The following is a 20,675-nucleotide window of genomic DNA, read 5'->3' on the forward strand; positions in this document are numbered from 1 at the left end:
ACTGGGATGCACAATCAGATCAAACAGTGGTGCCAGGGCGGATTCCTCGGTGCGCTGGTCGGTCAACTGCTGGACTATGGGTATGAGGTCTGGCTGACTGCCGATCACGGCAATATCGAATGCGACGGTAAGGGCCGTCCCTCCGAAGGTGTGATTGCCGAAACCCGCGGTGAGCGGGTTCGTGTTTACCCGACACTGGAGCTCCGCTCACAGGTTGCCGAGTCGTTTGCCTTTGCCCGCGAGTGGCAACCGGTCGGCCTGCCATCGGACTATTTTCCGCTCATTGCCGGTGGTCGTGATGCATTCGTGAACCCAGGAGATTCAATCGTCGGTCATGGTGGCGTCGCCATTGAGGAAGTCATCGTACCCTTTGTGAAATTTGAAAGGAGAAAACGGTGATGGGCAAAAGACATGAAAAACTTGGCATTAAACAAACATTGCAGAAGCACTGGATGGACTTCACTGTTCAGATGATGCTGGCTGGGATGTCTAAAGAAGAAATCCGAGCAGAGCTTGATAATTTTCTGGCTACACAAAAACAAAGTGGTGGGACAGGCGAAAGGGGTGAGAAAACTTATGGAATTGCCGTTAGCCTTTTGGCTTCATGGTTCTCGCCTGACCATGAATTAATCGCTTTTCGTGATGATGCGCTTTCATTGGCGAAGAAACTACCTGCAAACGAATGGTTCCCACTTCATTGGGCGATAATAGCTGCCTCATATCCATTTTGGTTTAACGTTGCCAAACAAACTGGGCGGTTGTTGAATCTGCAAGATCAAGTTGCCCAGCTTCAAGTATTCAATCGGTTAAAGGAGCAGTATGGTGACCGCGAGACAGTCGCCCGAAATGCGAGATATACAGTTCGTTCCTTTGTAGCCTGGGGAGCGCTGAAGGATGCCGAAGCCAGGGGATGCTACAAGAAATCAGCCTCGGTGAGCGTGGTTGATACCGATCTGGCCATCCTGATGTTAGAGTCCGTACTCCATGCCACTCCAGACGCGAAAGGAGCGCTGGGCTTATTGCTGAACAACCCAGCATTCTTCCCCTTCCAGCTTCCGGCCATGACAGGTGATTTCATTTCGCAACGCAGTAACCGTATAGATGTGGTCCGGTATGGGCTGGACGATGAGCTGTTGAAACTGAATGGTCAATAACTTAGTACCTTATCAGTAATTTCTTTGCATTTTTTGGCAAAATATTTAATGGTGAAATCCTAAATGCGAAATACAAAGCTCGAAGTACGAAATCCGAAACAAATTCGAATGACAAAGCATAAAATTCAAAACAAATCCAAAACATACAACAATATGAAGCACGAAAGGTGAGATACGAATGATACATTTGTTTAGAATTTCAAATCATTTTGTCATTAGAATTTGTTTCGTACTTCGAGCTTCGTATTTTTATTTCTTGCTTGTTTGGTTCTGGCTATGCCAGCTTAGGGATGGGACCAGATTCTCCCGTGTTTTATTGAATGAACCTGCTCACAACCAGACAAGAATTATTCCCTTCAAAATCCATGTTGTTAATCATTGCGTGGTTGGTTTGTTTGCGAAGTGGTTTACCGAGGACGAGGTTGAGGTTATTTTCCGGCTCTTTTCCCTGGTGATTGATGATGTGGGGTATAATGCCGTTATTAATAGACATTGCAGTTGAAACTAGTTGTGCGGCGCCTGCCGTACCGTAAGACTCTCCCACGTTTGATTTTATTGCAGATATAGGGATATGTTTTACATCTTCACCATACAGGAATTGTATGGCGTTTGCCTCTATGGGGTCCTGTATTTTGCATCCATTAGCATTTACGCTCATGCAATCTAATTCTTCTTTCTTTATCCCCGCATGCTGTAATGCCTCCTGCATGGCTTTTTCAACACTGCTTACCCTCTCAAGGAGAGAATAATTTTTCGCCCCCACATAGGTATTCCCAAATCCTTTTATTTCACCATAAATGGCGGCGCCCCTTTCCAATGCGTGTTGAAGCTCTTCAAGGATGATTACATAGCTACCCTCTGCCATAATGAACCCGTTTCGTTTTGTATCAAAGGGAGCGCTAATTTCCTGCCCCCCATTGATACCGGAAAGATATTTTCTGAGGTAAAATATCAAATACAAATCAATGGAGATCTGCTCAACACCACCGGTTATCATAACTTTTGCCCTATCATTCCGTATCATTCGGTATGCATCTTCTATGGCATCGATGCTTGAAGTAAATCCTGCAGAAATGGTACGAACAGGCCCTTTTGCTTTAAAGAGAACGGACACATAATTGACAGAAGAGTTTAATGCCACATCGTAACTGCACATAGGGGACAATTCTGACGGGTTGTTCCGTATTATTTCATAAAAATAATCTGTTGTTTCAGAAAAATTTCCCAGAGATGACCCGATAATAATGCCAATTTTATCTTCCAGAGAACCATCCTGGGGTAATTTTGAATCATCAAGGGCCATTTTAGCGGCTGAACCAAGAAAGTATGTGCCTTTCTTCAAATAACGCAGCCCCTTTTTCCCCAAATGGATTTCCGGCAGGAGATCGCGTACTTCCCCGCCTAATTTGGACTTATAACAGGATAAATCAAGTGAAGTCATCGGGGCAATGCCTGATTTCCCTTCTACAAGTCCATTCCAGAATTCTTCTTTCGTATTTCCAAGGGGCGATACCGCCCCCAATCCTGTTATCACTACCCTTTTTTTCATGCCCTTATTATTGGTTAATTACTCTAATCTTCTAAAAATAGTAGTTGCATTATTGCCCCCGAAGGCAAATGAATTATTAACAATACAGGATACATTTGCCTCGCGGGCGTTGTTTGGCGTTACATCCAGATTGCATTCGGGGTCAGGGGTCTCGTAATTGATTGTTGGAGGAATTATGCCATGCCTCAATACTAAACAACATATTACAGACTCCACGGCGCTTGCGGCGCCCATGAGGTGTCCTATCATGGACTTCGTGGAACTACACGGAATTTTGTAAGCATGCTCACCGAAAACCCTTTTTATCGCAATAGTCTCCGTTCTATCATTATGTGGCGTACCTGTTCCGTGAGCGTTAATATATCCGATATCCGCCGGATTCATTTTAGCCATTTTAAGCGCATCACTCATGGATTTTACCGCCCCATCCCCTTCCGGATGCGGGGCAGTCATATGAAACCCGTCGCAACTCAGCCCATATCCCGCCATTTCGGCAATAATTGCAGCGCCGCGATTTTTTGCGTATTCATAACGTTCCATAATCAATATACCAGCGCCCTCTCCAATCATAAGCCCCTTACGATTCTTGTCAAAAGGCTGGCATTTATCAGGCGTCAATGCCTTAAGATTATGAAAGTGGGTAAATTCCGTTTGAGGAATCATATCGGCTCCACCCACCATTACCACATCAAGCTTATTGTCAATCAGACGGTCATACGCCCAGGCAATGGCATGATTCCCGGAAGAGCAGGCATTAAGGGATATCATTGACTGCCCTTCAAAGTTGAAATAATTTGCCAGCATCTTCGTGATAGAATTGGGGGGGTATACCGCAGCTACTTTGTGGTCGAATCCATTATTTTTTAAAGAAGTGTTTTTTCTTAAAAGTCGCTCAAAAGGGGTCAGCTCTGCAGCAAGCGTTCCTATGGCAATACCAAACCGTTCTCTACCCGATTTCTTATCTCCATGTAATCCGCTTTCCAGCAATGCCTCTCTTGCCGCATAATAAACATACTTGTGAAGGGTATTTTCGCTGATCTGGTTTTCCAGTTCGACATCGAGGAAGAAATCCTTTACCTCGCACGACCTGTGTACCTTGTACAAGGAGGTGTCAAATGATTTCATTTCACAAGCCCCATCACGCCCTTGTGCAAAAGATTCCCAGCTTTTTTTTAAACCGGTTCCAACCGGAGTGACCAATCCTAATCCAGTAATAACGACCTTTGTCATTTTCAGTTCTCAAAAATAAGAGAGGTCAACTATCCACGAGTATATGTAAATAAGTTGACCTGAACGATGCCTGTTTTAAATCTGCAAAAAAAGGAACTACATTTTAAGGAGCTGCTTCAATTGAAGCTAATTTTTTCCCTTTGCCTTGCTTATCTGTATCAACGTAGCATTTTAAGGCTGCCTCATAATCGCCAGAGGTCTGTAAATCTTTTAGATTTTGAATCAAATGCTGATACACATTTTGCCAGTCAAGATTCACGCGAAATGCAAACATAGCGGCATTCATATTATTATTCAACTCATCCTTAGCGCGGTGGAATCTCTTCCGCAACACCTCTGTGGCAAAAATCCTGTCGTAAAGGTATTGGAACCCCTCGATCATTTCATCGAGGGTCAGTTTTTTCAATACATACGTCAAATGATGCGACGTGTAATATTTCCAATCTTCAGGAAAATGTGTACGAAAAAGCCTGTTTTCTCTGTTCAGGCGGTGATAAAGCGGCGTATTGATAAACGGACAGAGTATGCCGCAAGTCATAATATCGATATGCGAATCAAGGATAAAATCGGCTACCCGTTCAAACGTACCAGAGGTATCGGCGTCGTTTCCGAACACCATAGTTCCCCACACGGCAAGACCATGTTTTCTTATATTTGCGATTGCCTCATAATAATTTTCAACGGATATTTTCAAATTCACATTTTTGTTCATGGACTTGAGAGATTCTTCCTCAATGGATTCTATGCCAATCAACACGCCAACGCATCCACTCTTCGCCATGTATTCAAGCGTTTCGTCATCCTTATATATATTAAGTGATGTAAAGCCGAACCAGTTTTGATAGATACCTCTTTCTACCATACTTTTAAAAAGAGTGCGAACCCGTTCATTCGATTTCTTACTATGTCCGTAAAAATTTTCATCCGTCAGAATCAAACCTCGGTATTGTCCCTTTATAGATTCAAATTCATTCAATATATCGTCTATAGGCCGTTCCCTGTATTTTTGACCCTGAAATTGTGGGACGGAGCAAAATTCACAGGCAAACGGACACCCTGCGGTGGTAATAATCCCTGAATACCGGTATTTATATTTATCCTTCAAAAACTTTCTATCCGGTCTTAAATTGCAATAGATCTCCATAGGGGTAAGGCCGCCGTCATACCTTTTCCGGAGACGTCCCTTTTCAAAATCATCTATAATGGTTGACCAAAGGGTGATTCCCTCTCTGATCACCACACTGTCAACATATTTTGCAGCCTCATCAGGATTGCTTGTGGCATGAATGCCACCCATAATTACAGGTATTCCTCTTTTTCTGCAGGCTGTTGCTATTTTATACGCACGGTCTGCCTGATAGCTTACGGAGGTAATCCCAACCAGATCGGCGCCTCCAAAGGTAATGTCGCCTGTATTTTCATCAATGGCATATTCCTGCGTTTCATCAATGATATCGACTTGCCAGTTGCCGGGTGTCAGCACTTTCAAATAACCAAGATTTACCGGCATTTGGTTTAATACGGACACATTCTCCTCACCAACGTTACCCATTGGGTGCGGATTGATAAGTACAAGCTTTTTCATGCAATTACCCTTTTTATAGTCGTTTATAATTTTTATACTGATGCAGATACTGCTCCTGGCACTAACAACACCTGTGCAATAGCATATTCGTTACAATGTGATAATGAGACCTCGGCAGTATTAATATTCTTCTCTTCAACTAATTCTTTTACATTTCCATAAAAATTCAGATATGGCTTCCCTTTTTCATCATTTAACAACTCGACGTCAGTCCATTTTATTTTACCAGTCCATCCGGTTCCTAAAGCTTTGAACATAGCTTCTTTCGTAGCAAAACGTGCCGCTAAATGTTGATGTCTGTTCTTTTTCGGTAAACAATACTCAAGTTCTTTCACCGTATAAATTTTATTTAAAAATCTTTCGTTGGAAATACATAGCTTCTTTATACGATTTATTTCAACTATGTCAATGCCTATAAACATATAAATCCTAACCAACCAAAACTATCGTAACTCCTTATAAAATAAGTATCTAATATAATTTTTCGCATTGTACAGGCTAATAAATGTAAAGTCAACGACAATTTATTGTATGCATAATATCATCTTTGCTGTTCAGGCAATAAGCCCTTGTATATCGATAGCTGCATGTTTACAATCTTACCTTTTTGAGCAAGCAGTCCTTAATTTGTTAAAATCTTTACGATTTTACAAAACACCTTACTTATTGCTTGACTCACTGTTAATTGATTAATAAACTGAGATGGAATTTTCATTTTTCAACCATAATAACAGGATTGCCACAGGCATCTTTGTGGAATTTTAATTTTACGATAAAACAACTTTTACGTAATTATACCGGGAGTTATGCAAAACGAATGGAACAAACAATGCAACTGGATATTATCTCAGTTAATCAAAAACTTAGAAATTTTTCCGCCGTGGAAAGAATACAATGGGCAGTTGACAATTTCGGAATGGATGCAATTTTATTGAGCAGTATGCAAAAGACGGCTTCTGTGTTAATGCACTATTTTTATTCCCTGGGCCTGGAAAATTACATCTTATTTATCGATACGGGATACCATTTTGCAGAAACATTACAACTCAGGGATGAATTCATTACACGATACAAATTAAACATGGTCACATTGTACCCTGATCTTACTATAGAGCAACAAGAAAAGCTGTACGGCAAGAAGTTGTATCAATATATTGACGGACAGAAAGAATGTTGTCGTTTAAGAAAAGAGGCGCCCTATCTTAGTTACATGAAAAACAATGGTTTGATGTTGTCTATGGTTGGTCTGAGACAAACGGAAGGCGGAAAACGCTCGAAATTAGAGCCTTTATTGCGGGACCCGAGAATAGAGGGTTATGCACTCCACCCGCTTTTTGACTGGTCGGATGAACAAATAGAATCCTACTTGCTTGAAAATGACATACCGATTCATCCTTTACATAATAAGAATTATCCCAGCATTGGTTGCGAGTGCTGCACGACGCCCGTAAGACCTGGAGAAAACCCAAGGGCAGGTCGCTGGAGGCACTTAAATGAATCATCTGACAATGTACCAAAATATTGCAATATTAACTTTTCCGATGGTTCAGGCATTTGACTTTATCCATTGTGATATGATAGAATCCGGTCATGTATAGAACATTGACGATATTTTTATGTTTATCAGTAGTTTTATTAAAGACAGCGCACGTTATTGCTGCTGAGGTTGAAGTTGCTCCAAGGATTACCGATAGGGAAATCATTGAAAGACTTACTCAACTGGAATACGGACAAAAAAATTTAGAAAAACAATTAGAAGGCCTGCGTTCTGAAATGAACACAAGATTTGAATCTGTTGACACAAAATTTGATGCTGTCGATAAGAGATTTGATGCTGTCGATAAGAGATTTGAATCTGTCGACAAAAGATTTGATGCTGTCGACAAGAGATTTGATGACCTACGTTCTGAGATGAACGCCAAATTCGCATCTGTAGACAAAAGGTTTGACATACTCCAGTGGATGTTTGGCCTCTTTATTACCATAAGCATTGTAATTCTTGGATTTGTTCTAAGAATGTTATGGTTGATGCAAAAGAAGCAAACGATAATGGAATCAACACTTGAAAAACAAAAGGAAGAACTTGCCTTTATAAGAACTTTGATTGAAAAACTTTTCCCGCCTAAAGGAGTATTATAGGATCCACGATTAATACCAGAATTATGCGCATAACTTTTGCTCCGGCAGAATACCCTGGGGGCGGGATTCTGGTTTGCAAGCGGTAGCGCACCTATCAGAACTACTATATTTATCATACGTATCGTTTTTTATTTAATATTCTATCCAATACTCCCAATTCCAGATTCTGTCATCTTTAATAAGTTCCGTACTTTGCGAGTACACATCTGATACCATACTGTTGTACAATTCAAGCTGTTCTTTGTAACGAGAATCCTCACATAGATTAAACTTTTCTTCCCTGTCGTTCTCAATATCATATAAATATTCTTTTTTTGAATCAAAGTGAGTAAAATATTTATGATTTTTAAACCGGATTCCCGCTGATGCCCCACCATTCGCCGTCGCAAAAAATGCCCTCGCATCCCGATTCTTAAAACGCCTCAGAAGAGAATGTCCAATAAATGGATTTGGGATTTCTATGCCTAATCGGTCAAGGATTGTTGGCCCTATGTCTGCCAATTGTCTGACTTCACTGATTTTTTGTCCGGTATCAATATTCCAGTTTTTCCCAATAAGAGCGATAGGTATCCATACGAGGTCTTCCCATAATATGTTTTGTTCTCTTTCCGGGTGGGGATAGAACCAATTAATGCCGTGGTCGCTCGTCACAATAATGATGGTATTTTCCAGTTTTTCACTTGATAATACCTTTTCCAGGAAATCGCCCAGTGCATCGTCAGAATATATTGCAATATTTGATAATTGATTCTTCACATCGTTATGATCGTTCATTTCAAATTCCTTTTCAGGCAATTTAAAAGGATGATGCATGGAAAGTGTCGCAATTGTCATATAAAAAGGCCTTGGATCTTCACGGTTCTCCATAGCACTGTACGCAAATTCAAATAAATCCCTGTCTTTTAACCCCCAGTTAAACATTTCCATATCTTTTATTGGTGCATTTGTACGGTCGTACCTGGTTTCAAACCATCCGGCAAACCGGCTTAATTTGTTTGAAAACCCAATATTGCCTCCATGAACATAAATCGTTTCATATCCCCTTCTTCTCAGGATTTCAGGAAAAGACAACAAATTCAAATCAATGTTATATTGGAATATCCATTCAGTTGAAAGACGGGGAAGTATGGAACAATATACCGAAATGAGAGACCACCTTGTCTGAACGCCATTGCAATAAGCATTCGTGAAGAGTACTCCATTCTCTGTGCAAATGTCGCAAAACCTCGGGGTGGACGGCGCGGAATAACCAATGCAATCTACATTTACTGCCCGCACACCTTCCCAATGAACAAATATAATGTTTGGCGGTTCGGCGTCACACCCGGAACAATCTTCATCAATTCCATTTCTAGGAATATCATATGCTCCGGGATGAATATTAGGGTCATAATCGTTGCAATCATCTTTCAAGACATAACCGTCGCCGTCTTTGTCTTCATTGCATACTGCCTCCGGCAATTTCCCAAGTTTACATAAATGGTGCAAGGTTGCCTTTAATAGAGGATAATCGGGGTCTGGATATACCCATGGCTGATTCTTTATCCGGTCATCGTTAAGCGGAAGTGTATCCAATATTTTCTCAATATCCTTGGAATGTCTGCTCTTTATTTCATCTCCAAAAACCAGGTGTTTTACAAAGGCGATGTTATAGTTTTCCGTCAAATTGGTAATGAGCGCCGTTTTTAACGGAACATATTGAACAACTATTCCAGCAAGCAGAATAAAAAGTGAGATTGAGAATGAGTAACGGGATAAAAACACCTTTTCAAATTTTTTTATTGAAATAACCAAACTAAAAAAAAGAAATATTCCAGGGAAAATAAGAAGTTCAAAAGCCATGCATAAAGGATTAGAAAATTCAAAAAATGAGCTTGAAATATGGCCTGTGTAATTGAGGAAACTAAAATGGGTACTATTGAAATGAAAGCCAAAATATCTGAAGAACTCTACGTTGACCATCATGATTGCAAGGAGTACGGAGAAAAATACTTTTAATGAAATCCCGAAAATTTTTATTATCTTGTCCGGCATTATATCTGCCACTTTGAGCAGATATAAAAACTGTACGGGGATAAGAACAGAACAGGCAAAAGCCCCGTCTCGCATAAAGCCGAGAATAAACGGATAGACTCCGCCGGTAAGTATCGTAGTATCTGCCGGCAGCCCTCCCCGGTAAAAATACCAAAGCCTGGGCACGCTCATAAACACCCACATGAGTATTATTGGCGTAACAAATGCTTTGTTGAAATAATGTCTTTTCATAGATACAGCAACTAAATTAAATAAGGACTACTATAAACGGTGTGTCTATAAAGTGGGCGAAAACGTAAACGTATTGATAGTTATTTCTCCCTCTTATGTACGTTTCCATGCTTATATCTTTCTGTTTACTGCTATAGAGCACATAACCATTGGGAAAAAGCAACCATCCATACAATAAACCAACTTACCAGACTCAGGAAAACAGCGGCGCTCCCGCAGTCTTTCGCATGTTTTACTTTAATATTAAATCCGGGAGAAACAATATCGGCTATTAATTCCAAAGAAGTGTTCAAAAGTTCGACGATAAGCACGGTAATATTACAAACGATTAACAGAAGTTTTAAGCAGAGCGAAACCTTTATGTATAGCGCAAGAGGCAGCAATATACTTGTAGCAATTATCTCCTGTCTAAAAGCACGTTCCATGACGAAGGTATCTTTTAACCCAAAAAGAGAATACATCAGGGCATTCCATAAACGCTTCATATTTTTACTTATTTATTTAAAAAAAATTAAACAGATGATTGCATCCCCACCCAATGTTTCATCATTTCAGAAGGAATACAAAAGACAGACACAAATGAAAATTACGGTCAATTACGTGCGATGCGAATTATTGAGTGTGATATATTCCTGAAATGCCTACTTTTATTAAAGATAGATGAATTTTCATATTTTTATTTTCTGTTAAAAAAAGGGCTAAAAACTTCAAATAACAAAATGCGCATATTTTTATTGTATGTAATGCCTCAGTAAAACCAAATGAAAAATATGTTGATTTTGGTAGTTAGTATCTATATACATATACATTGTACATGTATATGTACAGAGTTTTTCTTTTTACAAAAAGCTGCTTTTGTACAACAGTCATCATGCCGCTATAGCGGCATGATGACTGTTGTTGATGTTGATGTAAAGACGCATTGCATGTGCCTCTCTGTTGTGTCAACATTTTCATTACGTGCAGTAGTTTCCAGACGCATGCAATGCGTCTCTACAAAAAAATTGATATTCCTTGCGTTAAATGAGTAAATAAAAAATTTTCAGAGGCGGGAAAGAGGAAAATATGAACAAAAAAAACACATCTGCATCAGGCAGGCAGCCCAAGAAATCTACATCAGGCAAAAAGTCTTCAACGAAAAAAAATGGGATATCAAGTGATACGTCGCCGGAATCGAAACTATTAAAATCTCCATTATTTGATAAAACTTCCGCCGTTACTATTTCAAATGCTACCGATTCCCTCCTGGCACTGATCGAAAAGAACCCATTAAAACGCATTGATACAAATGCGAAAGAAAACGTTGTTAAATCTTATGAAAAATTAATCAGAAAATTAGTTAAGGAAATAAACAGCACCAGGTCATAATTCCTATTAAACAAAATTTATACGGTACATTTTAATATCAAATCATCGGGAAAGGTGTTAGAGAACCAGTGCCTGCAATGAATTTCAATTTATTGCATTGTCAGAGAAGGATCTTGCCCTTTATCAAAATCCATCACATAATTTTCTATAAAAGACGCTATTTTACCTGCCGCTTCATCTATTGACATCTTTCCGGTGTTTACAACAAAATCAGCCGTCTTATCATATAATGGTTTTCTTTTTCCCAAAAGATACCGGATTTCCTGATATTCCCCATAATTTGTCAGGCCAGGCCTTTTAGTAGTTGAGGTAATGTCTCCTTTTATTCGTTTATACAGAGTATCAGCATCCGCTTCCAGAAGAATGGCAACACCGCACTTTTTCATCCTCTTTACATTTTCCTCTTTAATAACCACTCCCCCGCCGGTAGCAATAACCGTGTTATTTTGCAAACACAACTCAGCAATTACGTCCGATTCTATTTCCCGGAATTTCCCTTCGTCGCATTCTTCAAATATGTCTTTTATGGTTTTTCCTTCTTTTTGCTCCAAATACTCATCCGCATCAATATATTTCCTATTTAATCGTTGAGCGAGTATTTTGCCTACAGAAGTTTTTCCGGTGCCTCGAAAACCAATTAAAAAAATGTTCAATCCTGATCCTCATTAATACGTTTATTATCAATGAACATTAAACGAACGTCCATATCCCTTACTTCAGTATGAGAAAACCCGACATCAAAACGTATTTGCTAGGCATTGTATGCAATATTTTCTATTATATTCAGAGGTGGTTCTGTATCCGTCCACAATCTAAACTGCGCTGCTGCCTGGCGAATAAACATAGGCATCCCCCCCACCGTTTTACAGCCTATTTCCTTTGCATCTTTTATTAATTTCGTTTCGGGAGGATTATAAATAGTGTCAAAAACAATCATATTCGGCTTCAAAAGTTTTCTATCAACGGGCGTCTCATTTATTGAGGGATACATACCCACCGGTGTTGCATTAACGAATATGTCCGTTTCCAAATTTTGCAAACCATTCTTATTGGTAAAGGAACAACCAACTTCGCCGGCAAGTGATTGCATACGATTGTGATTTCTACTAACGAGTGTAATATCGGCGCCATACATTTTTAACCCAAAGGCAATCGCACGTGCAACACCCCCTGCTCCAATAATAGTAACATGCTTGTTTTTAAAGCAAGCATCCGCTGCAGTATGGCCAGATACATTCGCAACCTCTGCGAGCACGGTAACGGCAGCTTCCAAATCAGTATTAAAACCTATCAAACGGTTATTTTTGTTTACCACAGTATTTACCGCACCAATTTTTTTGGCAATCGGACCCGCGTCATCAAGATAATTTATTATCGATTCTTTATGAGGAATAGTAACGCTGTACCCTGAAATATTTAATTTTTTAAATTCAGAAATAAATCTGCCAATTTCATCCACTTTAAAAGGAACATAAACACAATTCATGCCTATTTCTTTAAAAAGTGCATTATGAATCACTGGACTAATACTGTGAGAAACAGGATTGCCAATTAAACCATACACTGCGGTATGCTTGTTTTGGTTTTTAATATTATACCTATTTAAAAGTTCTTCGATATTGATTTGGCCGGGGGCGGATTCTTTTCCTTTCTGAAGTGATGCAAAAGTCAAATAACTGCCAAATATTTTATATAATATACGACTGATTATTCCGTATTCGCCCATACAAAATGAAATTATGGGTATTTTTGACTGCTGAAGAAGCTGGTATATTTTAATATTATCGGTTATCGAATTCGCATGAGTAACAATCTTTACAATATCAGCACCACTCTGAAATAATGTATTGTATATTTCCGAAAGATTTTCAGGAGTTTCCCTGAAATTATGATAAGAGACAATTATTTTAGTTTTGCTGGCGGCAAACAGGGCATTTCCGTTTTTTTTAACGTTCCGGATGCTGTCATGTTCTATATCTACATAATCGGCTTGCAGTTGTATTGCCTGTTTCAGCAATTGTAGTCTTTCTTCTTCAGTTCCTCTGAACTTTCCCCCTTCCCGAACCGGACGGTTTGTGACGATAACAGGCTTCGTACATTTTCCCAGTATCTGCCGTAAATTCAAATCATGAATGTAATCAATACGCAACTCGACAGCATCGGCAATTTTTGATGCACATTCCATGTCGTGAATGGCATCGTTATTATTATTTGCAACTATTGGTACACAGATCATGGGTTTATTTTGCAGCCACTTTATTTAATGCATTTAAATAGGCTTTTGCACTCGCCTCAATGATGTCAGTACTTACCGCACGGCCTTTCACATTCTTCCCGTGTATATCAACATTTACGTAAACCTCGCCCATGGCGTCCTTCCCACTGGTAATAGCCTGAATATGATAATCAAGTAACTTACCTGAAATTCCGGTAGCAAGATCGATAGCCTTAAAAAGTGCGTCTATGGGGCCGTCGCCTATTGTCGCATTATCAGCAACACTTCCATCACTCAATCTGATCCGAACGCCTGCAGTTGGCACAACATTTGGCCCGCAGCTAATGCTTAAACTTTCTAACTGGAAAATGTGAGGAATTTCCATCTTTTCCGTATCGATAATAGCTTCTATTTCTTCATCAAATATCTCCTTCTTCTTGTCAGCAAGCCGTTTGAATTCTTCAAAAGCCTTTTCAAATTCAATCTCCGTCAAATCATACCCTAATTCCTTAATTCTTTCTTTAAAAGCGTGCCTGCCTGATAATTTCCCTAACACGATTTTTGTTTTCTGAAGTCCAATGTCTTCTGGATGCATAATTTCGTATGTGGTTCTCTCCTTGAGCACACCATCCTGATGGACGCCGGATTGATGTGCAAACGCATTTTCGCCTACAATTGCCTTATTCCTCTGAACACGCATCCCCGTTAACACACTCACAAGCCGGCTTGAATTTGTTAATTCCCTTGTTTTGATGCGAGTTGAACAGCGATAGTAATCCTGACGTGTTTTTATCGCCATAACTACCTCTTCCAAAGCGGCATTCCCCGCCCGTTCCCCCAATCCATTCATGGTGCATTCCACTTGTTTTGCGCCTGCTTTTACCGCCGCCAATGAGTTAGCCACTGCCAAACCAAGATCATTATGACAATGTACGCTTAAAACAGCTTTGCTGATATTCTTTACCTTTTCTTTTAATCCGGTAATTATTGACGCATAATGTTCGGGCACTGCATAACCAACAGTATCGGGAATATTAACGGTTGTGGCGCCTGCTGCAATAACAGACTCAACGACCTGGGCAAGAAAATCCATCTCCGTGCGGGAAGCATCCTCCGAAGAAAACTCTATATCCTCAACAAATTTTCGGGCATAAGCAACAGCCTTCACTGCCAAATTAATTATTTCATCTTTTGCTTTAAGCAATTTGTATTTTCTGTGAATCTCGGAAGTGGCGAGAAAAATATGAATCCGAGGCTTTTCCGCTTTTTCCAATGCCTTTGCCGCACTGTCTATATCCTTTTCCATTGCGCGGGCAAGTGCAGCAATGGAAACACCGCGAATTTCCTTTGCTATATTGCTCACGGACTGAAAATCGCCCGGAGACGCAATCGGAAAGCCCGCTTCAATTACATCAACATTTAACAATGCCAACTGTCGTGCTATCTGTAGCTTTTCCCCAATATCAAGGCTGGCGCCTGGCGACTGTTCCCCATCACGCAAAGTTGTATCAAAAATAATGATATTATCCATAACATCCTTTTGCCAATATAATTAAATGAGACCTTCAAAGTTTTTGTAACACTTTAGTTTTTTGTTTTTTACACTATACATAGGATAAAAGACAAACTTTAATTATTAAAAATTATCAATCAATTTATGTGTCCCTATAAAATAAAGCTTGAAAACATTACCCTCTAGTTTAAAGACACAGCGATAGCCCTTATCAACATAAAATTCCCAGAAGTCCGTACCTTCAAGTTTGTGCATCTGTAATGAATTGTGCTTTGGATTGCCTTTCAGACAGGTTAATTGTTTCTTAAACTTCTTCTTTATCTCTTTAGGCAGACTATCGTACTGTGGGAAGAATTCGGGTTCTACGGCAATAAGATACCCGCTCACGCCTTTAATTCCTTTATAAATTCATCTACCTTATACGTCTTGAAATTGCCCGTCTTAAAATTCTCATCAGCATTTTTAACCTTCTCCTGTACTTCGGGTGTCCAGAAGTACGACTGTGAACGTGGGACGCTTACTACAGGCTCCAATACAATCCTGCCCCTGTCTATCTTATAAACCAGTCTGTCGCCCTCTTTGATATGCAAAAAATCCCTTATCTCCTTTGGTATTGCAATTTGCCCTTTAGATGATATTGTCAACACCTTCATATTCCCGTATCTCCAATTGTAAATTATATGATAAATGGTAAGAATATCTTACTATACTACCGTTTCCAATTCCACCATTACTTTTTATTTTATCCGGAAAGTCACAGGAAACAAAAACAGATACAAGCAAAAAGTAAATGAATTTCCTTGAATGCCTTGTAAATACTGGTAAGATTTAGAGCAAGGAACTGATAAAGGAGGGGTTGAAGATCTTCAACCCCTGCCGGATCGCCACTGCGTTGAAATATTTCATCCAAAAAAATCGCCGAAGGCTTAATTTTATTTTTTACTTAAAAACCAATGATCATTAAGAAATATTTCTGGGTAGCTTACATTCTTCTTTTCTTCCCGATAGCATGCAGCTCTCCATACGATACTAAAGATAAAAAAAACATAAAAGGCGGATATATCGGTTCAATAACCGACAAATTGACCGGCGCATTGTCAGCAAAGGAACATAAAACTTTAGGTATTACCTATTTCAAAAAAGGCATGACCGAGGAAGCCATTGACGAATTTAATTTTGCATTGCAGGGTATCCGGCAAGATGGAGAATTGCACCATTATTTAGGCAAGGCTTACTTAGAAATTAATCAATTTAGTAAAGCAATGAATGAACTAAATAATGCCATCTCTTACTACGACAAATCTAACTTTAAAGGAAAAGCAGAGGCATACAACGACCTGGGTCTTTTATACAAAAAGAAAAATGAATATACAGAGGCATTTTCCGCTTTAAAAGAGTGCCTGAAATTAAATCCTTCTATGGCGGAAGCATACTACACTATGGCACTTTTATACCTTGAAACAAACAAAATCAATGAGAGCTTTGACTATTTAAATAAAGCAATCAAGCTCGATTCAAACAATCCTGATTTTCATTTTAGCATGGGACTTGCATTTTACAAAAAAAACATGCCGGAAAAAGCGCTTACAGAGTTCCAAAAAACACTTGATTTGAATCCCAGGGATGCTGAAGCACACAATTACTTAGGTATTATTTACTATGAGATGAACGAAATTGAAAAGGCCATTTCTGCACACCAAACTGCTGTCAAATTAAAAAATAATTACACAGACGCCTATAACAATCTGGGTATTGCACTCTTTGCACATAATAATTTAAACGAGGCAAAAGATGCTTTTGAAACCGCTCTGAAACTAAGAGCGGATTTTGCCGAAGCACACTATAACCTTGGATTAATTTTAAGTAAAGAAGGCAACTCAAAAGAAGCCATAGCATCGCTTGAAAAGGCAATAGCAATAAGCAATGCCATTGCCCCCGCACATTTTAAACTTGGAGAAATCTATACAAAAATTAACATGCCTGACAAAGCTTTATCCGCATATGAAAGCGCCTTTTCCGATGACCCCTCGTATGAAGAAGCGTATTATAATTATGGTGAACTGGCCGCTGAAATTGGTGATGTAGACAAATCTATCCGTGCATGGAAAAAGACTATAGAAATAAATCCAACAAACACAGACGCATACTTTAATCTGGGCGTTGCGCTTTATAATCAAGGAAAAATTGATAATGCTATTTCCATGTGGTCAAAGGTGCTTGAAACAAATCCTGATGATTATACTACATTGAATAATCTTGCGGACGCTTACGAAGCCAAAGGCAGCATCGACAATGCGATAAAAACATGGGAACAAATTGTAGAAGGCCACCCGGTTAATTCATTGGTATATTACAAATTAGGAAATGCATATACAAAAAAGAATAAGTATAATTCTGCCCTTGCCTGTTGGGAACAAGCAGTCATTATTGACCCGGATTTCGTGAATGCCTATTTCAATTTAGGGAAAATCTATAAAAAACTCGGGCGGCTCGATGAGGCAATTGCGGCATTTTCAAAAACAATTGATATTGACCCTGATGATATTGACGCACACCACAATTTATGGCTACTTTACAAAGAAAAAGACATGGATCTGGAAGCTCAAACTGAAGAGAGAATATACAACAGTCTGAAATCATTTAAAGCGGAAGAAGAATGAAGCATTCAATAGTTTCTTTGGTCACAAATAGTCATGAAATCACCCCTTAGACGGCGTTCATTCAGCGTAGAACTAGAATCCCCCCCTCGCAGCCTGATCCGGACAAAGATTTCACGCTACTTCATTCCTCGAAATGGCAATTACAGGTAAAACGCTTTTAACCTCTTTTTTTTTGTCTTGACTTATCTATTAGGGTTTATATAATAAGCCGGATTTTTATTAAGGTGTTTCGCCGATAGTCCGATAATTCAAATTAGCCTTCGAATTAAACATAATTATTCTACCATTTTTACCTTCAATCTTTTTAACATAAAGCAAAGGAGAACAGTTCTATGAAAAAACGTAAATTTTTGTTTATTTTACCTATGGTTGGTGTATTGATTATATCGCTTGTGTTATCCCTCAAGGCAGGCACGGATGGAAAAAAAGGACTCACAAATAGCGTTGAGAATGCTTGCAGTAAAAAGGGGTCTATTTATGGCACGGTAGTATATTTTCAATCATGTTATATGTCATACATGCAGGCTGCCCAGGTACAACTGAAAGGGAAAAATACAGGGGTGAAGGATGAGGTTAATACAGACAGCAACGGTAAATTTAAATTTGATAATTTGAAAGAAGATACGTATAAATTGACGGCGGGAAAGAAAAATTTTAAAAATTCAAAAGCTACCGTAAAATTGAAAAGCGGAAGGGCGAAATTTGCCGAAATAGAGATCGAATCTTCAGGAAAGAAATAGTAAACAACCCCTGCAACTTCATTTTCCTGTTAAATAAAACGCATAAGTCTGATTTAAAATTAATAAATTGGCTTATGCGTTTTTTTGTAAGTATATATACCGAAAGTAATCATGCCGAAGAATGGAAATATGAAGAAGGCAGGTGCTTAAAATAAGGATTTATTTGAAATCTTTACGGGAAAATGGGTATAACAGGGAAAATTTAATAATAAATCATATCCGTATAAACAACAAAATATTCGGGAAAAGAGAGAAAAGGAGCAGGAAATGAATTGCAAAATTATTTTGTTTCTATTTTTATTGTTTACTATGCCAGTTATTGCAAATGGACAATTTATCGATGTAGGATCTCAGCAGATCCGGTTAAAAGCAGGATTGCCCAGCGTTTTTACCATAAGCAATGTAAGACAAATCTCGGGTAGCGAAGGCGAAGCGGTGCTAAGTGTTACTATCACTTTAAAAAACGGAAGAGTGGAATCCGTTGGCAAAGACGGTGCGTATTGGATTATTACGGTAAGAAACAGCAGTAAATCTGCCTCTACCTATGTAATAAAAGATAGCCAATTTAAGATCGTGGGCGAGGAATCAAAAAAAGTTATCATAAACTCAATTCATTGGAAAGACGGAAACTGATAGAATACCGTTAATATACCTTTAACCCTCCCCATTATAAACGGAGTTTTTTCATGAAAGTATATTTTGTTGGCGCTGGACCAGGTGACAAAGATCTTATAACAGTAAAAGGTTTTAATCTGCTTAAATGCGCAGAATATTGTATTTTCGCAGGGTCACTGGTAAACGAGGAATTGCTCTCCGCCCTGCCATCCGGTGCAAAAAAATACGATTCATCGAAAATGAATCTGGAAAATATGACAAAGGTATTCAAAGAGGCAAAAATAGCAAACAAAGACCTCGTTCGTCTGCATTCCGGCGACCCCGCTATTTACGGCGCTATACAGGAACAAATGCGTGTGCTTGATGAACTAGGGATTTTATATGAAATTATTCCGGGAGTGAGTTCTTTCGTTGCCGCCTCCGCCGCATTGAAACAGGAATTGACGCTTCCAGGAGTTACCCAAACGATTGTAATTACAAGAATGGAAGGCAACACTCCCATGCCGGAAAAAGAACACCTCAGCAAACTCGCGGCCTCTACTCCTACACTGTGTATTTTTCTTAGCATTGAAAAATTATCTGAGATTGTAAAAATTCTCATTCCTCATTATGGAAAGGAATGTCCTATCGCAGTTGTCTACAAGGCATCCTGGCCACAACAAAAAATCGTTCGCTCATGCTTATCGCACATTGATAAATTAGTAAAAGACGAGGCTATAACAAAAACAGCTATGATTATAGTAGGACACGTGCTAAACAAGGAATTTGAGCGATCAATACTCTATAGTGAAAATGCTCGTTAGAAATAAAAACAGTAACCGTTCACATGGCATACATATCCCCTCCATACTTTTGTAATTGAGACGCGGACAGATATGGGTTGGGTATAGCCAAGATAATGGCATTCACCTACCAGACTCTTTTTAATTTTCTGCTTTATCTTCAGCCGAATCATTCTTTGATTAAATCAGGCTTTCAAGCTCCTCATATTCGGCTTTTTCAATCATTTCAGCCTTTTCTTAATTACCAGTCAAATCCATTGGGGTTGGTCAGACAATTCAAATTAAAAAATCCAAAACAACCCAAACTCATTATCTTTTATCGCCTGAAGGCATTCGTCCAGTGTCCCTGATAAACAGTCCTGCCATTTGCCGGTGTGCCGAAAGTAGGCAAGGTTGTAATCGTCTCCTCCTGTCCAGCCAAGTCGTGCAATTTCCATTTCATCCCATACTTCTATGCTTCCAAATATGCCTTAAGCTCTTCTCCTTTTAGTGTGCGATCGTCTATAACCCATCTGCCTGTTGCCATTGTGCAATTCTCCTTTCAATAGGACACGGAATAACATCTGTATTTACCCGAGTCCAAAGCAAGAATTTCTACACAAACAAACCAATTATTCCTTCAGTCGCCTTAATACTGCATCCCATATAACACGAATGCCTAATCTGTCTGCCCATTGGGCGATGTAGTTCATGTCTAGTACGTCACCTGATATTTTGAGAATCCCGGTAATATCCTAGCGCGGCCTTTGGCCGCAACCAAAAAGGTGATTTTTAGTTTATTATAAAGTATAGTAGTATCCTCGTAAATAGTAATCAGACAATTTGGAGGACACTACTTATGAATAAGTTGATGGAATTAT

The 20,675-nt window shown here is 39.2% G+C and carries 21 protein-coding genes; 9 read left to right on the plus strand and 12 right to left on the minus strand.

Annotated elements, in window-relative coordinates; all coding sequences use genetic code 11:
* Positions 1–399, plus strand: a 399-nt coding sequence (locus QZT26_RS10295) for a PglZ domain-containing protein (protein ID WP_295101970.1), incomplete at its 5' end; no start/stop codon positions are given.
* Positions 399–1,154: a hypothetical protein gene (locus QZT26_RS10300; RefSeq protein ID WP_295101971.1), complete on the plus strand. Its 756-nt coding sequence runs from the start codon at positions 399–401 to the stop codon at positions 1,152–1,154. The genes QZT26_RS10295 and QZT26_RS10300, both read left to right, overlap by 1 nt.
* Before the next feature lie 313 nt (positions 1,155–1,467).
* On the opposite strand, the gene QZT26_RS10305 is transcribed toward QZT26_RS10300, so the two are convergent.
* The 4 genes from QZT26_RS10305 to acpS all read right to left on the minus strand — a co-directional run bounded on the left by QZT26_RS10305 (position 1,468) and on the right by acpS (position 5,955).
* The gene (locus QZT26_RS10305; RefSeq protein WP_295101973.1) at positions 1,468–2,703 is read right to left on the minus strand and encodes a beta-ketoacyl-[acyl-carrier-protein] synthase family protein; all 1,236 of its coding nucleotides are present in this window, start codon (positions 2,701–2,703) and stop codon (positions 1,468–1,470) included.
* An 18-nt stretch (positions 2,704–2,721) separates the two neighbouring features.
* Positions 2,722–3,933, minus strand: a complete 1,212-nt coding sequence (locus QZT26_RS10310; RefSeq protein WP_295101974.1) for a beta-ketoacyl-[acyl-carrier-protein] synthase family protein — start codon at positions 3,931–3,933, stop codon at positions 2,722–2,724.
* A gap of 103 nt (positions 3,934–4,036) precedes the next feature.
* The gene (locus tag QZT26_RS10315; RefSeq protein ID WP_295101976.1) at positions 4,037–5,518 is read right to left on the minus strand and encodes a radical SAM protein; all 1,482 of its coding nucleotides are present in this window, start codon (positions 5,516–5,518) and stop codon (positions 4,037–4,039) included.
* A gap of 32 nt (positions 5,519–5,550) precedes the next feature.
* On the minus strand, positions 5,551–5,955 hold the full coding sequence (acpS, locus tag QZT26_RS10320) for a holo-ACP synthase (protein WP_295101978.1): 405 nt from the start codon (positions 5,953–5,955) through the stop codon (positions 5,551–5,553).
* Between the two features lie 380 nt (positions 5,956–6,335).
* On the opposite strand from acpS, the gene QZT26_RS10325 reads away from it, so the two are divergent.
* Positions 6,336–7,076: a phosphoadenylyl-sulfate reductase gene (locus QZT26_RS10325; RefSeq protein WP_157820724.1), complete on the plus strand. Its 741-nt coding sequence runs from the start codon at positions 6,336–6,338 to the stop codon at positions 7,074–7,076.
* Positions 7,077–7,108: 32 nt separating this feature from the next.
* Positions 7,109–7,657 carry a hypothetical protein gene (locus QZT26_RS10330; protein ID WP_164995030.1) on the plus strand — a complete coding sequence of 183 codons (549 nt, stop codon included), beginning with the start codon at positions 7,109–7,111 and terminating at the stop codon, positions 7,655–7,657.
* A gap of 132 nt (positions 7,658–7,789) precedes the next feature.
* Here the strand turns inward: QZT26_RS10330 and QZT26_RS10335 are convergent, their stop codons facing one another.
* Both QZT26_RS10335 and QZT26_RS10340 read right to left on the minus strand, forming a co-directional pair.
* Entirely contained in the window at positions 7,790–9,922 is a 2,133-nt protein-coding gene (locus QZT26_RS10335) for a sulfatase-like hydrolase/transferase (protein ID WP_099326619.1), read from the minus strand.
* Between the two features lie 131 nt (positions 9,923–10,053).
* Positions 10,054–10,407 (minus strand): diacylglycerol kinase, encoded by a 354-nt coding sequence (locus QZT26_RS10340; RefSeq protein WP_099326618.1) that lies wholly within the window; start codon positions 10,405–10,407, stop codon positions 10,054–10,056.
* A 580-nt stretch (positions 10,408–10,987) separates the two neighbouring features.
* On the opposite strand from QZT26_RS10340, the gene QZT26_RS10345 reads away from it, so the two are divergent.
* Positions 10,988–11,290, plus strand: coding sequence for a hypothetical protein (locus QZT26_RS10345; protein ID WP_099326617.1), 303 nt, complete (start codon positions 10,988–10,990; stop codon positions 11,288–11,290).
* 89 nt (positions 11,291–11,379) lie between these two features.
* On the opposite strand, the gene QZT26_RS10350 is transcribed toward QZT26_RS10345, so the two are convergent.
* The 5 genes from QZT26_RS10350 to QZT26_RS10370 form a co-directional block, all read right to left on the minus strand.
* A complete protein-coding gene (locus QZT26_RS10350) occupies positions 11,380–11,943 on the minus strand; it encodes a shikimate kinase (RefSeq protein ID WP_099326616.1) in 564 nt (187 codons plus the stop codon).
* 98 nt (positions 11,944–12,041) lie between these two features.
* Positions 12,042–13,526, minus strand: coding sequence for a shikimate dehydrogenase (locus QZT26_RS10355; RefSeq protein ID WP_295101982.1), 1,485 nt, complete (start codon positions 13,524–13,526; stop codon positions 12,042–12,044).
* A 4-nt stretch (positions 13,527–13,530) separates the two neighbouring features.
* The gene (locus QZT26_RS10360) at positions 13,531–15,036 is read right to left on the minus strand and encodes a 2-isopropylmalate synthase (protein WP_099326614.1); all 1,506 of its coding nucleotides are present in this window, start codon (positions 15,034–15,036) and stop codon (positions 13,531–13,533) included.
* Between the two features lie 105 nt (positions 15,037–15,141).
* Positions 15,142–15,405, minus strand: a complete 264-nt coding sequence (locus QZT26_RS10365; protein ID WP_099326613.1) for a DNA helicase — start codon at positions 15,403–15,405, stop codon at positions 15,142–15,144.
* A complete protein-coding gene (locus tag QZT26_RS10370; protein ID WP_295101983.1) occupies positions 15,402–15,671 on the minus strand; it encodes an AbrB/MazE/SpoVT family DNA-binding domain-containing protein in 270 nt (89 codons plus the stop codon). Before QZT26_RS10370 ends, QZT26_RS10365 begins: the two co-directional genes overlap by 4 nt.
* Before the next feature lie 300 nt (positions 15,672–15,971).
* On the opposite strand from QZT26_RS10370, the gene QZT26_RS10375 reads away from it, so the two are divergent.
* From QZT26_RS10375 to cobM, 4 genes are all read left to right on the plus strand, one after another.
* Positions 15,972–17,678 carry a tetratricopeptide repeat protein gene (locus QZT26_RS10375; protein ID WP_164995029.1) on the plus strand — a complete coding sequence of 569 codons (1,707 nt, stop codon included), beginning with the start codon at positions 15,972–15,974 and terminating at the stop codon, positions 17,676–17,678.
* A 332-nt stretch (positions 17,679–18,010) separates the two neighbouring features.
* Entirely contained in the window at positions 18,011–18,418 is a 408-nt protein-coding gene (locus QZT26_RS10380; protein ID WP_164995028.1) for a carboxypeptidase-like regulatory domain-containing protein, read from the plus strand.
* Between the two features lie 267 nt (positions 18,419–18,685).
* Positions 18,686–19,051, plus strand: a complete 366-nt coding sequence (locus QZT26_RS10385) for a hypothetical protein (protein ID WP_099326609.1) — start codon at positions 18,686–18,688, stop codon at positions 19,049–19,051.
* A 53-nt stretch (positions 19,052–19,104) separates the two neighbouring features.
* A complete protein-coding gene (cobM, locus tag QZT26_RS10390; RefSeq protein WP_164995027.1) occupies positions 19,105–19,836 on the plus strand; it encodes a precorrin-4 C(11)-methyltransferase in 732 nt (243 codons plus the stop codon).
* 260 nt (positions 19,837–20,096) lie between these two features.
* On the opposite strand, the gene QZT26_RS10395 is transcribed toward cobM, so the two are convergent.
* Complete coding sequence (locus QZT26_RS10395; RefSeq protein WP_157820723.1) at positions 20,097–20,252, minus strand: hypothetical protein; 156 nt, start codon at positions 20,250–20,252, stop codon at positions 20,097–20,099.
* Positions 20,253–20,675 lie beyond the last annotated feature (423 nt).

The sequence above is a fragment of the uncultured Candidatus Kuenenia sp. genome, from assembly GCF_900696675.1.
Classification (GTDB): Bacteria; Planctomycetota; Brocadiia; order Brocadiales; family Brocadiaceae; genus Kuenenia; species Kuenenia stuttgartiensis_A.

What these genes read in the sequence shown, in the direction of transcription:
- QZT26_RS10300 (WP_295101971.1), top strand. Translation starts at nt 399, where the DNA reads ATGGGCAAAAGACATGAAAAACTTGGCATTAAACAAACATTGCAGAAG.
- QZT26_RS10305 (WP_295101973.1), bottom strand. Translation starts at nt 2,703, where the DNA reads ATGAAAAAAAGGGTAGTGATAACAGGATTGGGGGCGGTATCGCCCCTT.
- QZT26_RS10310 (WP_295101974.1), bottom strand. Translation starts at nt 3,933, where the DNA reads ATGACAAAGGTCGTTATTACTGGATTAGGATTGGTCACTCCGGTTGGA.
- QZT26_RS10315 (WP_295101976.1), bottom strand. Translation starts at nt 5,518, where the DNA reads ATGAAAAAGCTTGTACTTATCAATCCGCACCCAATGGGTAACGTTGGT.
- QZT26_RS10325 (WP_157820724.1), top strand. Translation starts at nt 6,336, where the DNA reads ATGGAACAAACAATGCAACTGGATATTATCTCAGTTAATCAAAAACTT.
- QZT26_RS10330 (WP_164995030.1), top strand. Translation starts at nt 7,109, where the DNA reads ATGTATAGAACATTGACGATATTTTTATGTTTATCAGTAGTTTTATTA.
- QZT26_RS10335 (WP_099326619.1), bottom strand. Translation starts at nt 9,922, where the DNA reads ATGAAAAGACATTATTTCAACAAAGCATTTGTTACGCCAATAATACTC.
- QZT26_RS10340 (WP_099326618.1), bottom strand. Translation starts at nt 10,407, where the DNA reads ATGAAGCGTTTATGGAATGCCCTGATGTATTCTCTTTTTGGGTTAAAA.
- QZT26_RS10345 (WP_099326617.1), top strand. Translation starts at nt 10,988, where the DNA reads ATGAACAAAAAAAACACATCTGCATCAGGCAGGCAGCCCAAGAAATCT.
- QZT26_RS10355 (WP_295101982.1), bottom strand. Translation starts at nt 13,526, where the DNA reads ATGATCTGTGTACCAATAGTTGCAAATAATAATAACGATGCCATTCAC.
- QZT26_RS10360 (WP_099326614.1), bottom strand. Translation starts at nt 15,036, where the DNA reads ATGGATAATATCATTATTTTTGATACAACTTTGCGTGATGGGGAACAG.
- QZT26_RS10370 (WP_295101983.1), bottom strand. Translation starts at nt 15,671, where the DNA reads ATGAAGGTGTTGACAATATCATCTAAAGGGCAAATTGCAATACCAAAG.
- QZT26_RS10375 (WP_164995029.1), top strand. Translation starts at nt 15,972, where the DNA reads ATGATCATTAAGAAATATTTCTGGGTAGCTTACATTCTTCTTTTCTTC.
- QZT26_RS10380 (WP_164995028.1), top strand. Translation starts at nt 18,011, where the DNA reads ATGAAAAAACGTAAATTTTTGTTTATTTTACCTATGGTTGGTGTATTG.
- QZT26_RS10385 (WP_099326609.1), top strand. Translation starts at nt 18,686, where the DNA reads ATGAATTGCAAAATTATTTTGTTTCTATTTTTATTGTTTACTATGCCA.
- cobM (WP_164995027.1), top strand. Translation starts at nt 19,105, where the DNA reads ATGAAAGTATATTTTGTTGGCGCTGGACCAGGTGACAAAGATCTTATA.
- QZT26_RS10395 (WP_157820723.1), bottom strand. Translation starts at nt 20,252, where the DNA reads ATGGAAATTGCACGACTTGGCTGGACAGGAGGAGACGATTACAACCTT.